This window comes from Phytoactinopolyspora mesophila (assembly GCF_010122465.1).
GTDB classification, from domain to species: domain Bacteria; phylum Actinomycetota; class Actinomycetes; order Jiangellales; family Jiangellaceae; genus Phytoactinopolyspora; species Phytoactinopolyspora mesophila.
The window spans coordinates 1-14,291 of sequence record NZ_WLZY01000002.1 but is presented as its reverse complement, the minus strand read 5'-3'; the positions used below and the strand labels follow the sequence as shown (position 1 = coordinate 14,291).

General features: G+C 66.7%; 10 protein-coding genes. 7 read left to right on the top strand and 3 right to left on the bottom strand.

All coding sequences use genetic code 11. The features are described 5' to 3' along the window. Positions 1 to 70: 70 nt before the first annotated feature. Entirely contained in the window at positions 71 to 1,225 is a 1,155-nt protein-coding gene (locus F7O44_RS06320) for an FAD-dependent oxidoreductase (RefSeq protein ID WP_162449404.1), read from the top strand. A gap of 40 nt (positions 1,226 to 1,265) precedes the next feature. Here F7O44_RS06320 and F7O44_RS06315 read toward each other — a convergent pair whose 3' ends face one another. Both F7O44_RS06315 and F7O44_RS06310 read right to left on the bottom strand, forming a co-directional pair. Further along, positions 1,266 to 2,597 (bottom strand): 6-phospho-beta-glucosidase, encoded by a 1,332-nt coding sequence (locus tag F7O44_RS06315; RefSeq protein WP_174255888.1) that lies wholly within the window; start codon positions 2,595 to 2,597, stop codon positions 1,266 to 1,268. Next, complete coding sequence (locus tag F7O44_RS06310) at positions 2,594 to 3,346, bottom strand: DeoR family transcriptional regulator (RefSeq protein WP_162449403.1); 753 nt, start codon at positions 3,344 to 3,346, stop codon at positions 2,594 to 2,596. The genes F7O44_RS06315 and F7O44_RS06310 overlap by 4 nt, the downstream gene beginning before the upstream one ends. Positions 3,347 to 3,641: 295 nt before the next feature. On the opposite strand from F7O44_RS06310, the gene F7O44_RS06305 reads away from it, so the two are divergent. From F7O44_RS06305 to F7O44_RS06280, 6 genes are all read left to right on the top strand, one after another. After that, the gene (locus F7O44_RS06305) at positions 3,642 to 4,769 is read left to right on the top strand and encodes a carbohydrate kinase family protein (protein WP_222851124.1); all 1,128 of its coding nucleotides are present in this window, start codon (positions 3,642 to 3,644) and stop codon (positions 4,767 to 4,769) included. A 33-nt stretch (positions 4,770 to 4,802) separates the two neighbouring features. Further along, positions 4,803 to 6,164, top strand: coding sequence for an extracellular solute-binding protein (locus tag F7O44_RS06300; protein ID WP_162449401.1), 1,362 nt, complete (start codon positions 4,803 to 4,805; stop codon positions 6,162 to 6,164). Positions 6,165 to 6,357: 193 nt separating this feature from the next. Beyond that, positions 6,358 to 7,467 (top strand): carbohydrate ABC transporter permease, encoded by a 1,110-nt coding sequence (locus F7O44_RS06295; protein WP_162449400.1) that lies wholly within the window; start codon positions 6,358 to 6,360, stop codon positions 7,465 to 7,467. Beyond that, positions 7,464 to 8,270 carry a carbohydrate ABC transporter permease gene (locus tag F7O44_RS06290; protein ID WP_425501375.1) on the top strand — a complete coding sequence of 269 codons (807 nt, stop codon included), beginning with the start codon at positions 7,464 to 7,466 and terminating at the stop codon, positions 8,268 to 8,270. The genes F7O44_RS06295 and F7O44_RS06290 overlap by 4 nt, the downstream gene beginning before the upstream one ends. 167 nt (positions 8,271 to 8,437) lie before the next feature. After that, positions 8,438 to 11,272, top strand: coding sequence for a sugar-binding protein (locus tag F7O44_RS06285; protein WP_162449398.1), 2,835 nt, complete (start codon positions 8,438 to 8,440; stop codon positions 11,270 to 11,272). A gap of 152 nt (positions 11,273 to 11,424) precedes the next feature. Then, positions 11,425 to 12,810, top strand: coding sequence for an acyltransferase family protein (locus F7O44_RS06280; RefSeq protein ID WP_222851123.1), 1,386 nt, complete (start codon positions 11,425 to 11,427; stop codon positions 12,808 to 12,810). A gap of 29 nt (positions 12,811 to 12,839) precedes the next feature. Here the strand turns inward: F7O44_RS06280 and F7O44_RS06275 are convergent, their stop codons facing one another. Beyond that, positions 12,840 to 13,991: a fatty acid desaturase family protein gene (locus F7O44_RS06275; protein ID WP_222851122.1), complete on the bottom strand. Its 1,152-nt coding sequence runs from the start codon at positions 13,989 to 13,991 to the stop codon at positions 12,840 to 12,842. Positions 13,992 to 14,291: the final 300 nt, after the last annotated feature.

The window sequence follows — 14,291 nt, the reverse complement described above, 5'->3', positions numbered from 1 at the left end:
TCCGGCTCAGGTCGGGTTTAGATTGATGCCAACACTTGTTGGCAAACACTCGTTGGCATTGGAGTACACAATGACCACCACACTCCCCACCACCACAGACGTCCTAGTGGTCGGCGCCGGCCCCACCGGTTTGACCCTGGCGATCGGTCTCGCGCAGAGCGGCCACGACGTCACGGTCGTCGACCACCAGGCGGCAGGTGACAACACGTCGCGTGCCGCCGTCGTGCACTCCCACACATTGGAAGCACTAGAGCCCTACGGGGTAGTCGAGCGCCTCACCACGGAGGGCATCCACGCGCCGCGCTTCACCATTCGAGACCACGACCGGGTCCTGGTCCCAGTGCCCTTCTCCGAGCTGCCGACCGCCTATCCCTACCTGCTGATGATTTCTCAGGCCACCACCGAAACCATCCTCCTCGACCGGTTCACTGAGCTCGGCGGGCACGTGCACCGGCCATTCACCCTCACCACACTCGCCCAGGACGACGCTGGAGTGACGGCCTCGTTCTCCGACGGCGAGCGGGTCCGCGCGGCCTACGTCGTCGGCGCCGACGGCATGCACAGCACCGTGCGGCAGGAGGCCGGGATCGGCTTCAGCGGGGACACCTACCCCGAGTCGTTCGTGCTGGCTGACGTCCACCTTGGCGGCGCAATCCCGGACGACGAGGTCATCATGTACTTCTCCCCTGAAGGCCCCGTCGTTGTCGCACCGTTGCCCGGCGGGTCGCACCGCATCGTCGCTACCGTCGACAACGCACCGAAAGAACCCGACGCTGCATTGGTACAGGACCTTCTCGACACCCGCGGATCAAGAGCACAACGCACCGAGGTGCAGGACGTGATCTGGAGCTCACGCTTCCGAGTGCACCACCGGGTTGCCGACACCTACCGCGCCGGCCGGATCATGCTCGCCGGCGACGCCGCTCACGTGCACAGCCCAGCAGGCGGCCAGGGCATGAATGCCGGCATCACCGACGCCGCGGCACTGAGCCAGGTACTCGGGCGGGTGCTGAGCGGAGAAAGCCCCGAACTACTCGAGAGCTACGGCGCCAGCCGCCGGCCCGTAGCCAAGCAAGTAGTCGCGCTGGCCAGCCGGCTGACCAGGGTCGCCACCGCCAACCGGGCTCTGCGCCCGGTGCGTAACGCAATGCTCGGACTGCTGGGCCGGATTCCACGGTTCCGCACCCGGCTGGCCCACCAGCTGTCCGGCCTCGTCTACCGCTGATCGCCGTGAGCCAGCCGGTACCCGCGCGGTTCACCGCCGCTCAATCACCCGTGAGCACAGCGCGAAGCTCCGGCAGCGACTCGAGCTCGCGGCGGAGGATGCGCTCGGCGGCGTGCACCGACCCGACCAGCGGGTGGATGGCCAGCGCCTTGACCGCCGCCGCCCGGGACCCCGTGCTCGCTGCCTCGATGGTCATCCGCTCGGCGGCTTTGACACTCGCGACGAGCGCCGACGACGACGGCTCCAGGGCACCAGCCGCCAGCGGATGCGCGCCGTTGCGGCCCACCAGGCACGGCACTTCGACGACGGCGGCGGCGTCCAGCCCTGGCAGCGCGGACCGGTTGCGCACGTTGAGCACAAGCGTGACCTGCTCATCAGCGGCGATGGCACGCATCAGGGCCAGCGCCACCCGGTCGTAGCCGCCGCCGTCGAGGTCGGCGCTGTCCCGGCTTCCCGCGCCAGAGGCCTCCCGGCTTTCGGCCATGTACGTGGCTTCGCGCTCGAGGCGGACCTGGTCCCAGCGATCAGCCGCACCGTGTGCGTCAGAAGCCTGATAGAACGCGTCCTGCTGGCGCAGAAGGAACTCGCCGCGGGTGGCGGGAGCGTCCTTGATCGACGCGATGGCCTCCGGCGTGAAGTAGTAGTAGTAGAGGTACTCGTTGGGGATCGCGCCGAGCGCCCGAAGCCACGGAGCACCGAAGAGCTTGCCCTCTTCGAACGAGGTCAGCGCCTCGTCGTCGGCCAGTAGGTCAGGCAGCACGTCCCGGCCGTCCACCAGCACGCGCCGAAGCCACCCGAGATGATTCAGCCCGGCGTAGTCGAACCACGCGTCAGCCATGTCCGTTTTCAGAGCCCGGGCCACGCGCCGGAACAACCCGACCGGCGAGTCGCAGATACCTATCACCCGGTCGCCCAGGATCTGGCTCATGGCCTCGGTGACCATACCCGCCGGGTTGGTGAAGTTGATGACCCACGCCGACGGCGCGTGCTCACGCACGGCCTCCGCGATCCGCTGCGCGACTGGAACGGTGCGCAGCCCATAGCAGATGCCGCCCGCCCCGGTCGTCTCCTGCCCCAGCATGCCTTCGGCCAGCGCTGACCGCTCGTCACAGATGCGGCCTTGCAGCCCTCCGACCCGGATGGCGGAGAAAACGAAATCGGTGCCTTTCAACGCGGCGGCGAGGTCTTCTTCGACGATCACCTCTGGCCCACGCCCGGTCGAGGCTTCGTTCAGCACCGCACGCACGGCGTGGACACGGGCCGGGTCGGTGTCGTGCAGCACCACGGTCTCGACCCCGGAGTCCTCCGCGGCCAGCGCGGAATGAACGAGCGGGACACGGAAGCCGCCACCGCCCAGGATGGTCAGCCTCATACGGCAATCACCTCTACTCCAGATTCACTCAATGTCGTGAGGGTGCCGGGATCGGCTCCCTCGTTGGTGATGACGACGTCGAGCGCTTCAGGTCCGCAAACAGTGGCGTAGCCGCTGCCGGGAAACTTCGACTTGTCCGCCACCAAGATCACTTGATCGGCCGAGGAGATCATGGCGCGCCGGACCGGCACTTCCACCGCGGTAGTGTCGACGATAGTGCCGTCCGGGCGGATCCCGCTGGTGCCGATGAACAGCCGGCCGGCCCGTAGCTGCCGCACGCAGTCTTCGGTCAGGAATCCCACTAGGGAGCGGTAGTTGCGGCGCACCACACCACCGAGCAAGATCAGCTCGATCTCCGGGTCCGGAACCAGCTCCTCGTAGACCGCGAGGTTGGACGTCATGACCGTGATCGAGCGCCCATGCAGGTGCGCCGCCAGGCGATGCACCGTGGTGCCGATGTCGAGAAGCAGAACATCGCCGTCGCGCACCAGCTCCGCAGCCTTCTGCGCGATGGCGTCGCGGGCCTCCTGGCCGACGGTGGCGACTTCTGAGAACGGCTCCTCGAGAGTGGTGCTCGCAGCTGCGCCGCCACGCACCCGGGTCAGCAACTCCAGCCGTTCCAATCGGTTCAGGTCGCGGCGGATCGTCGCCGCGCTGACACCAAGGCGATCAGCCAGCACACCGACGGAGACCGGCCCCTCGGCACGCAGGATCTGCATAATCAACTCATACCGTCGCTGTGCGAGCACGAGTGAACAATATCAATCAACTGTGCCCGGATGTCCATCCCAGAACTCCGCTTCTGATCAAATATGGCTACACATGAGGTAGAACACGCCACTTTTTGCGATCATATCTTGTCAACTTCAAGCACTCAGACTATGTTCTTACAACACGACAACGTGGATGCGCTCGGAAACGGACGCCCAGGCGGCCGGTCGAGCTCATCGCACCCGGGAGAAATTCAGGACCAGCAAAACCGGTCCGCGGGACACAGCGCCCGAGAATCAGCAAACGTCTCAACCACCCGACACCGAGGTATCCGTGCCAAGCTCCGCCCGACCACCGCGCCACGCTGGCTCGCAGCGCTCCTCCGGACGCCCGGCGAAGTCTTTCCATGACCCGCTGGAGGGCATTCGGCGCGACGGCGATCCGGACGTAGACATCTTCCTGACCGGCACCGTCTTCTTCGACATCATCTTCATCGGCCTCGAGGCTCCGCCGCAGCGCGGCACCGAGGTCTGGGCATCAGGCATGGGATCCGGCCCGGGAGGCGTCGCGAACATGGCGGTTGCCTGTTCCCGGCTCGGCCTGCACACAAGCCTGGCCGCGGCGTTCGGTGAGGACCTCTACGGCGACTACTGCCGGCAGACACTGAGCATCCAGGAAGGCGTCGACCTGACCTACTCCCGGTATGTCACCGGCTGGCACTCCCCCGTCACCGTATCGACGGTCTACGACCGCGACCGGACCATGGTCACCCACGGCCACATCACCGACGTCCAGGCACGGCTGGTCGGCCAGCCACCCCGGGCCCGCGCCACCTTCGTCGACCTGGGCGTCGAGCGCCAGCCCTGGGTCGACACGATCGCCGCCGACGGCGGATTGATCTTCGCCGATCTCGGCTGGGACCCGGAAGCTCGCTGGGACATGGGCCGGCTACGAGAAAGCCTCAGTGGCTGCTACGCGTTCTCCCCCAACGCCGTCGAAGCGATGAGTTACACCCGCACCGACTCTCCCATCGAGGCGGTGAAGGCGTTGTCGGATCTGGTACCGCTGGCCGTCGTCACCTGCGGTAGTGACGGCGTCATCGCACATGATCGTGAGACGGACACCATCGTCCACGCACCCGCGGTGCCGGTGGAGGCCATGGATCCCACCGGCGCCGGCGACGTTTTCCTCGCCGGCCTCGTCACCAGCACCGTGGCCGGCTGGCCAGTTGGACAGCGGCTGCGCCTGGCCAATCTCGCCGCTGGGCTGTCCGTGCGTCATTTCGGCGGCGCGCTCGCCGCGCCAGGCTGGGGCGATATCGCCAGCTGGTGGGCCGACACCGGCTCAAAAGACCCCGCGCTGACTGAGGACTACGCGTTTCTCGACGAGATTCTCCCCGACTACGACGTCCCCGAGGTTTCCCGAGCTATCGCCACACTCGGTTTCCGCGCCGGACGCTGATCGCTTGCGCACTCCAAACGAAAGGGCATGAGAATGAGTAGAACCACACGGAAACTGGCCCGGTTCGCCGCCGCCGCGACGGCAGTCGCACTCGTCGCGGCATGCGCGCCGGGTAGCGACGACGACGGTGACGACGCCGAAGACAACGGCGCCAGCGCCGAGGTGGAGACCGACCTGGAGGACTTGGGCGACGTCACCCTGGTCGTGTGGGATCAGGAGGTGCGCGGCGGTCAGTCCGAGCAGATCGATGAGCTGAACCAGGCGTTCGAGGAGGAGTACCCGAACATCACCGTCGACCGGGTCTCCCGTTCCACCGACGATCTCCGCACCACACTCCGGCTGGCACTGACCGACGACGACGCACCCGACGTCGTCCAGGCCAACAACAGCCGCACCGAGATGGGCCAGTACGTCGGCTCCGGACTGCTCGAGCCGCTCGACGCCTATGCCGACACGTACGGCTGGTTCGAGCGCTTCCCGGAGTCGGTGCGGTCGCTGGCGATGTACAGCGACGACGGTGAGGTGTACGGCGACGGGGCCCTGTACGGACTGCCGCAGATGGGCGAGATCGTCGGGCTTTACTACAGCAAGCCCAAACTCGACGAACTCGGCATCGATCCACCCACCACCTATGACGAGTTCGTCGCGGCGCTGGAGACCGCCGACGACGCCGGCGAGCTCCCGATCCAATTCGGCAACCTCAACCCGTTCGCCGGCATCCACGAATACGGCTTCGTACAGAACCAGTTCCTCGACGCCGAGACCATCCGCAACCTGGGATTCGGCCGGCCAGGTTCGTCCTGGCTGGAGCCGGAGAGCATCGAGGCCACCGAGACGATCATGTCCTGGGTGGACGATGGCTACTTCACCGACGGGTTCGCCGGACTCGACTACGACGACTCGTGGCAGCAGTTCACCCAGGGTGAGGGTATCTTCCTGGTGGCGGGCACCTGGCTGCTCGCCGACCTCGACGACGCCATGGGCGAGGACGTCGGATTCGTCCTCCCCCCAGCCGGTGCCAGCGGGCAGCGCCTGGTGACCGGGGGGATCAGCATCCCGTTCGCCATCCCGGCCAACAGCGCCAACAAGGAAGCCGCCGCGGCCTACATCGACTTCATCACCAACGCCGACGCGATGACCACGGTGGCGGAGGCCGGCAACCTGCCGGTCGTGGACGCGGACCAGCAGGAAGCCAGCGGCCTGCAGGCCGAGGTGTTCGAAGCGTGGGGACAGGCGGGCGCGGAAGACCTGCTGGTGCCTTACCTCGACTACGCCACACCGACGTTCTTCGACACCATCACCGCCGCGATCCAGGATCTCCTCGGCGGACAGCGCGACCCGGAGGACTTCCTGAACCACCTCGAGACGGAGTATCTGGAGCAGGTCGGCGGCTAGCGTCCATCACCGGTCGCCCATCCCGGTGATCGTGAGCAACTTTCAGCCCTCAACCCCGGTGATCGTGAGCGGATTCGAGTCGCCATAGCGACACCGAACCGCTCACGATCACGGGGAGGTGGAGCACTGTTGCGCTCATGATCACGGGACTGGTGCGCCCTGCTAACGCGCTGTACAACGACGAGGAGGGTCGATGAGCTCGATGGTGGGCACGGAGACCGCTGCCCGCGAGGCGGCGCGGCGGCGCCGCCCGAAGGGACCACCAGGCGAACCCAGGAGGCTGGCCTACCTTTACATCCTGCCGGCGCTCATCGTCTTCGTGACGTTCATCGGGCTTCCGCTGTTTCGAAGTGCCACGTTCTCGCTCTACGAGTGGGACGGCCTCGGCAGCAGCACGTGGGTTGGTCTGGCGAACTATGCCGCAGTGTTCACCGACCCGGCGCTTCGCGGGGCGTTCATACATGCCCTGGTGCTGATCGTGTTCTACGCCGTGGTTCCGGTGTCGCTGGGGCTGCTCCTGGCCGCCACCATGATGCGGGCCGGGCGGATGCGCGGGCTCGGGCTGTTCCGGGTCCTGATCTTCCTGCCTCAGGTGGTGCCGATGGTGGTCGTCGCCATCGCCTGGCGGCAGATCTACGCACCCGAAGGTCCCCTCAATTCACTCTTCCGGGCCGTGGGACTCGACGCCGTGGCCCGTCCATGGCTCGGCGACTACACCTGGGCGCTGCCGTCCGTCGGGCTGGTCGGGACCTGGGTCGGTACCGGTCTGTGCTTCGTGCTCTTCCTCGCGGGTATGGCGAAGGTTCCTCGCGAGCTGTACGAGGCGGCCCGCCTCGATGGCGCCAGCCCGCGGCGGGAGTTCTTCGCCATCACACTGCCTTCGGTCCGTGGGGAGCTCGCCGTCGCACTCACCCTGACCGTCATCGCCGCGCTGAAGACGTTCGACCTGGTGTACGTCATGACCAGCGGCGGTCCTGGCAACCAGACGGCCGTGCCGTCGTACGAGGTGTACCGGCACGCATTCCTGATCGGCGAGGTCGGCACCGCCGCCGCGCTGGCGCTGGTGCTCACCGCGCTGGTCTTCGTCGCCACCGTCATCATCAACCGGATCGGCGACAGCAACGACGGCTCGGCGCCGGCCGGAGCCAGCGGCATCCGCGCCCTGGCGCGCCGCAACCGGTCCGGGCCGCCCGTCGCATCGTCCGATCAGCCGGGGCCAGATCCGGATCTCGATGACGCTGGTCCGGAACCTGAGGAACCGGCCGGCTCGGATGATCCGCGGCAGCAAGGAAGGGGACGCTGATGATCTCGCGCAACGAGCGAGTGGCGAACTACGCGATCCTCATCCTGTTCGCCTCGATCGCTCTCTATCCCGTCCTGCTGATCCTGACCACGGCATTGTCGCCGGATCAGATCGGTGACAGCGGCGGGCTGCACTTCGGCAACTTCGCCGACGCGTGGACCCAGGGCCGCTTCAGCTCGTACATGCGCACCAGCGCCATCGTCGCGATCCTGGTGGTCGGGCTCTCCGCGCTGTTCTCGATCATGGCCGGCTACGCCTTCGGCACCATGCGGTTCCGGGGTTCGGAAGTCCTCTTCTACGTGATCTTGCTGGGCATCATGGTTCCGGCCGAGGCGCTCGTCGTCGCCCTGTATTTCGACCTGCGTTCCGTCGGGCTCACCAACACCCTGCTCGCCATCGTGGCACCACAGGTGGCACAGTCGGTGGCCTTCGGCACGTTCTGGATGAGGGCGTATTTCCGGTCCAGCTCACGTGAGGTGGTCGAGGCCGCCCGGCTGGACGGCGCCGGTCACTGGCGCACGTTGTGGCAGGTCCTGGTGCCGATGGGACGCCCGGCCATCACCACCATGCTGGTCCTGATCTTCATGTGGACGTGGAACGAGTTCCTCATCCCGCTGGTCATGGCCACCAGTGAAGGGCTCAGAACAGCTCCGCTCGGGCTGGCCTTCTTCCAGGGCCAGTACACAGCCGGCACCTCGCTGCTGGCGGCCGGTGCGGCACTGGTCGCGCTGCCGGTCGTGGTCGTCTACCTCTTCCTGCAGCGTCACTTCATCCGAGGCATGGTCGAAGGCGCCGTCAAATGACGGCCGGGACCCGGCCCACGGCAGGCTACTCAAATCCCGCCCGGGGACCCCCGATCATCCGCGTTGATCACGGCCTGTTCTTCGCCGGTCCCGGCGGCAAAGGCTCGTGATCAACATGGATCCAGGTCTGGTCTGGTTCACATCCCCTGAGAGAACGGATCCCCTCCATGCGATTACCACTTCGACTGGCCACCGTGCCTTTGGCAGCTTTACTCGTCTCCTCCTTGTCGCTCGCCTCGGCCGGCTCCTCGCCAAGCGCCGCGGCCACGGCACAGGGCAAAGCCGGCGGCACCGGCAAGATGGTCGACCTCGACGTGCTCTTCGTCGGCGCCCATCCGGATGACGAAGCCGGTGCCCTCGGCACCTTCGGGCAATGGAACGAGTACGACGATCTCAGTGCCGGGGTGATCACCATCACCCGTGGCGAAGGCGGCGGCAACGCCGTCGGATTGGAAGAGGGTCCGGATCTCGGACTGATCCGTGAGGCTGAGGAACGCCGCGCCGTCGCGTTCGCCGGCATCAAACACATTTACAACCTCGACAAGATCGACCCCTTCTACACCCTCAGTGCTCCACTGCATCGCGAGGCGTGGGACGGTGACGATCCTGAGGAGACCCTCAGCCGCGTCGTCCGGGTCGTGCGCGCCACCCGGCCGGACGTCATCGTGACGATGAACCCGTCCCCCACACCTGGCAACCACGGCGGACACCAGGAGGCGGCCCGGCTGGCCGTGGAGGCGTACTACGCCGCCGCCGACCCCGACGCCTTCCCCGAACAGTTGAGTGACGAAGGGCTCGAGCCCTGGTCGGCCGGGCGAATCCTGCGCCACGGCGCCACCGGCTCGGCCCCGGGCACCGGCGAAATGTGCGAGACCACGTCTTACAACCCAGCGGATCCGTCGGAGCGCGTCTTCGGCACCTGGCAGGGCCGGATGTCCGAGGCAGCCGGCGAGACATGGGCACTGCTGCAGCGCCGGGCCCAGTGGGAGTACGTGACACAAGGCTGGGACCGGTGGCCACCGCCATCGGATAACCCCGACGAACTCCCCTGTACCTGGTTCACCCTGATCGACAGCCGCACGCCGTACCCGGAGCCCACGACCGGAGGAACCGCGGCTGTGGAAGGCGCGGCGCTGCCCATCGAGGGTGGGCTGCCGCTGGGGACCGAGCTCGGCATCGAGGCGGACCAGTTCACCCAGCTTCCAGGGGTCGCCTTCGAGGCGACCGTACGGGTGCAGGCCGCCGACCGTCCACTGAACCGCCCCGAATTGGACATCACGGTTCCCGAGGGCTGGACCGTCGAACAGCTCGACACGTTGCCGCGGGTGATCACACCCGGCCGCGAAGCCACCGTCTCCGTCACCGTCACCCCGGCTGACGACGCGCCTGCCGGCGAGCGTTTCAATCTCGCAGCCACCCTCACCACGCGCGACGGCGCCAGCGGGACCAACGAGACCGCCGTCGAGACGGTCAACGAGGTCAGCGCCCGGGTCACCCCGAGAGAAGAGATCGCGGACTTCAACGACTGGACGCACGACCAGAACCTGCCGAACCTGGAGACGCTGATCCGCCAGACGGCTTCGGTCGGCACCGGCCGGACCGAAGAGGTCACCGTCGACGTCACCAACGACGGCGAAGAGTCGGTGAGCGGCACCGTGACACTCGACCTCGCGGACGGCTTCCAGGCAGAACCCGCCGAGCAGCCGTTCACCGACCTGCCCGGCGGCGAGTCCACGACGGTGGCCTTCGAGATCACCAACGTCGACGAGTCACTGCCGACGTCGAGCAACGCACCCGGCGGCGGCTACCCATTCCAGGTCGTCACGTCGTATGACTCGGTCACGGACGTGCAAGAGGCGGTCCTCGAGCTCGTGCCGACGACGACGGTGCCGAAACTCGACACCGCTCCGGACGTCAACGGCGTGGCCGACGACGACGAGTACCCAGGTGAAGAACTCGATGTCTCGACGCACTGGGAAGGCGTGCAGGTCGGGCCCGAGGACATCTCCGCGACCGCGAAGGTGAGCTTCACCGACGAGGCGTTGTACGTCTTCGTCGACGTCACCGACGACGTGCTCGGATCGGTCTTGCCACCCGAGGACTGCAAGCGGCACTGGAGGACCGACTCGGTGGAGATCACCATCGATCCCCGGGGAACGTCGGAGAACAGCGCCACGACCTTCAAAACCGGCATCTTCCCGATCACCGACGATCCGGAGAACGGCAACCCGCCCTGCTTCCAGCGCGACGCCGACAACCATCAGGGCCCTGGTGAGGAGACCGCGCCCGGTATGGAGGTCGCCTCTGTGGTTCGCGGCCCGCAGGCACTGACCGGACGTGAAGGCTGCGGTTCCTGCGGCTGCGCGGCCTGCACTGGAGCAGCGGCGCTGGCAGACGCCGAGTTCGACGAGTACACGGGTTACACGGTCGAGGCGAAGATCCCGTTCGACGTGCTGCCCGACACCGTGGACCCGGAGCGAATGGGCTTCAACGTGCTCGTGTACGACTCCGACACCCAGGACAACACCGGCCAGACGCGGATCGGGTGGTCGACGTTCGGCGGGGTCCAGGCCAATCCGTACGGCTGGGGTCTGGCGACGTTGCCGGGCCTGGCCGCGTCGGAGCCGGATCCGGTGGAGCCCATCTTGCCGTCCGATGTCGCGCAGAGCATCGAGTCGCCGCAGAGCATCGCTCAGTCCGCCGAGGACGGCGTGCCGCTCGGTGGTGCGCCCGGCCTGGATCCGAAGACCATGCAGGTCAGGTCGGCCACCGTGGCCGACGACGCCGTGTCGGTCGGGTTGCGAACCAGGACGAGCGGCCAGGCAAACGTCTTCGTGTGGGACGGCGAGTCGGTTGTCGGGTCGGTGACCGGTGCCGACGTCAGGCGCGGCCAGGCCACGCTTGATGTGCCCATCGATCACGACGGCGACGGCGAACTCGAGGTGCTCGTCGCGTTCATCACCGACGACGGCACGCTGGCCGGCGCCCGTTCCGTCGGCTGATACTCCATGATCATTGTCCCCGTTTAGGTGCTGGAGCGCCTAAACGGGGACAATGATCATGCCAGCCGTCTCCGCGCATGTACTCCGACTAATCTGGGAACTAGGTAACTGTGCGGGCGCACAGGGCGCCGGCTGGGAGGATGAGCGGCCTGATGAGCCTCATGCGAGGTGTGCGGCAAGCGGCTGACCAGACCCCGGCGGATCGCAACCGCCACGTGGACATGCTGCGCGCTTTCGCTATCACGGTGGTTGTCCTCGGCCACTGGCTGGCAATCGTGGTGTGGACCAACGACGGCATCGACGGGCACAGCGCACTCGAATATCTGGAGTGGGCACGCCCGGTCACGTGGGCCGCGCAGGTGATGCCGCTGTTCTTCCTGGTCGGCGGCTATGCGAACGGAGCGTCGCTGACGTCGCACTTCCAGCGCGGCGGAGACAACGCCGGCTGGCTGCTCAGCCGAAGCGCACGCCTCCTGCGCCCGACATCCACGTTCCTCGTAATTCTGGCGGCAGCCGGACTCACCGCTCGTCTGCTGGGTGCCGATCCGGGGGTCGTAGCCCTGGCGGTATGGGGCGCCTCGATACCGTTGTGGTTCCTGGCGGCGTATTCGAGCCTCGTGTTCCTCGCTCCGTTTCTTTATGCCGCGCACCGCAGGTTCGGGCTGGCCTTTCCCGCGGCCGTGGTTGTGGTCGTCCTGCTGCTCGACGTCGCGCGAATCGGGCTCGAGGTGCCCGTGATCGGGGACGCGAATTACCTCCTCGTCTGGCTCGTGTACCACCAGATCGGACTCGCCTGGCAGGACGGATCTTTCGCGATCCGGCCGGCGATGTTCAGTGGCCTGGCCGCAGCCGGTATCGCCGTGCTCGTCGGCATCACCGCGTTCGGTCCGTATCCCATCAGCATGGTGGTGGTACCTGGAGCCGAAGCCCAGAACACGTCCCCACCGACGTTCGCCCTGCTCCTCCTCGGGCTCGTCCAGACCGCGGTGGTTCTCGCGCTCAGCGGACCGGCCAACCGGTTCCTGCAGCGTGCGGGACCGTGGCGGGCCGTCGTCGCCGTGAACGCGTTCATTTTGACTATGTTCCTCTGGCACATGGGTTCAGCGGTGATCGCCTCGGCGGCTCTCTATACCACCGGGATCTTTCCGCAGGTGGAGGTCGACTCCGCCCAATGGCTGCTGCTGCGATTGCCGTGGCTGGCGGTCTGCGCGGTGATCCTCGCGGTATTCGTCAGCCTGTTCGCCTCGATCGAGAACAAAGGCACCGGCGAGCGCAAGGGCCGGACCGTGGGCAACGCTGACGTGTTGGCACGGCTTCGGCTCCCGGGATGGTCCTGGCAGGCGATGACCGGATTGGGCATCGTCGGCGTGATGGTCGGCCTACTCACGATCGCCAACGCCGGTCGCTCTGACGAACACATCACCGGACTAGCCCCGACGGCGATCATCTTCTACCTGCTCGGTGCCGGATTGCTGCGCCTGGCCCGGCACTACCACACGACGTCGCGCGAATCGGCTGACACATCCTCCGGCTCGTAGCCGCGCGTCACCGCCCGCCCGCCGCTTAGCTAGGCGGTGGAGCGAAGCTGAGCCGCAAGTGGACACGCGAAGGGGTCCGCGTCGCCGAGCCCCACCCGATTGAGATGCCGGACGACGATCCCCCACGACTCCAGCAGGCTCGTTTCGGCGTACGGGATGTCGCGCTCGGCACAGAACCGGCGCACGATCGGCTGGGCATGCCGGAGGTTCGGGCGCGGCATACTCGGAAAAAGGTGATGCTCGATCTGATAGTTCAGTCCGCCCATCGCGACGTCGATGAACCATCCACCCCGCACGTTGCGGCTGGTCAGAACCTGACGGTGGACGTAGCCGATACTCAGCTCACGCGGCACCAACGGCATGCCCTTGTGATTCGGCGCGAATGTGGCCCCCATGGCGAAGCCGAACACCGCCAGCTGCACGCCCAGGAATGCGGCTGCCAAACCAGGCGACAGGAGAGTGAACAGTGCCAGTGGATAGAGGGTCAAGCGCAGGAGCAGCATCGGGATCTCGAATTTCCGGTACTTGACCGGCTGCCGGCCGAATACCGTGCGGATGCCGCTGATATGCAGGTTGAGACCCGCGAGAAGCAGCAGGGGAAAGAACAGCGTGCCCTGCCGGGCGACGAACCAGCCGCCGAATCCTCGCCGCCAGCGTCGCGCGCCCGAGACATCGGTGGTGAAGACAAGGGCACCCGGTTCGATGTCCGGGTCGGTGTCCACCTTGTTCGGATTGGCATGGTGCCTGCTGTGTTTCGACATCCACCATCCGTGGCTCATGCCGGCGATCAGGTCACCGATGACCAACGCCAGCCGGTCGTTCGCCTTTCCAGACGTGAAGATCTGCCGGTGCGCGGCGTCGTGTGCGAAGAAGGCCACCTGGGCCAGCAGCAGCCCGAGCACCGCCGCCACCAGTAGTTGCCACCACGACTCCCCGATGACGACGACGGCCACCGCACAGCCGGCGAGGAGCAACACCAGTGTGACCGCCCGGACGGCATAAAAGAGTGGCCGGCGGCGCAGCAGCCCGGCAGCGCGCACCCGTCGAGACACCTCGGCGTAGTCGCTCACATATCTGGTGCGTGGTGAGCCCTCGGCCGACGACGTGTTCGTGGTGCCCGCACCGTTCGCCATCGCCGCAGCGTTTCCTCTGCTCACGGCGTCCTGGTTGATCGTATTCATACGTTTGTACGCTACGGACGTACAGTGCGCGGAACAGCGGTGCTGACACCAGACTTCGGGGTGGTGCTACCCCCAGGACGCGCCACCAAACACGTGTCCGCGCCCTAGGCCACCCATCTCCACCGTCTAATCCCCACCCTCTACCCCTCTCTAACCCCCCACCCTCTACCCCCTTCTAACCCCCACCCTCTACCCCCTTCTAACCCCCACCCTCTACCCCTCTCTAACCTCCCACCCTCTACCCCACCCCCACCCTCTACCCCACCCCCACCCTCTACCCCACCCCCACCCTGGGTGATC

What these genes read in the sequence shown, in the direction of transcription:
- F7O44_RS06300 (WP_162449401.1), top strand. Translation starts at nt 4,803, where the DNA reads ATGAGTAGAACCACACGGAAACTGGCCCGGTTCGCCGCCGCCGCGACG.
- F7O44_RS06320 (WP_162449404.1), top strand. Translation starts at nt 71, where the DNA reads ATGACCACCACACTCCCCACCACCACAGACGTCCTAGTGGTCGGCGCC.
- F7O44_RS06280 (WP_222851123.1), top strand. Translation starts at nt 11,425, where the DNA reads ATGAGCCTCATGCGAGGTGTGCGGCAAGCGGCTGACCAGACCCCGGCG.
- F7O44_RS06285 (WP_162449398.1), top strand. Translation starts at nt 8,438, where the DNA reads ATGCGATTACCACTTCGACTGGCCACCGTGCCTTTGGCAGCTTTACTC.
- F7O44_RS06315 (WP_174255888.1), bottom strand. Translation starts at nt 2,597, where the DNA reads ATGAGGCTGACCATCCTGGGCGGTGGCGGCTTCCGTGTCCCGCTCGTT.
- F7O44_RS06275 (WP_222851122.1), bottom strand. Translation starts at nt 13,991, where the DNA reads ATGAATACGATCAACCAGGACGCCGTGAGCAGAGGAAACGCTGCGGCG.
- F7O44_RS06295 (WP_162449400.1), top strand. Translation starts at nt 6,358, where the DNA reads ATGAGCTCGATGGTGGGCACGGAGACCGCTGCCCGCGAGGCGGCGCGG.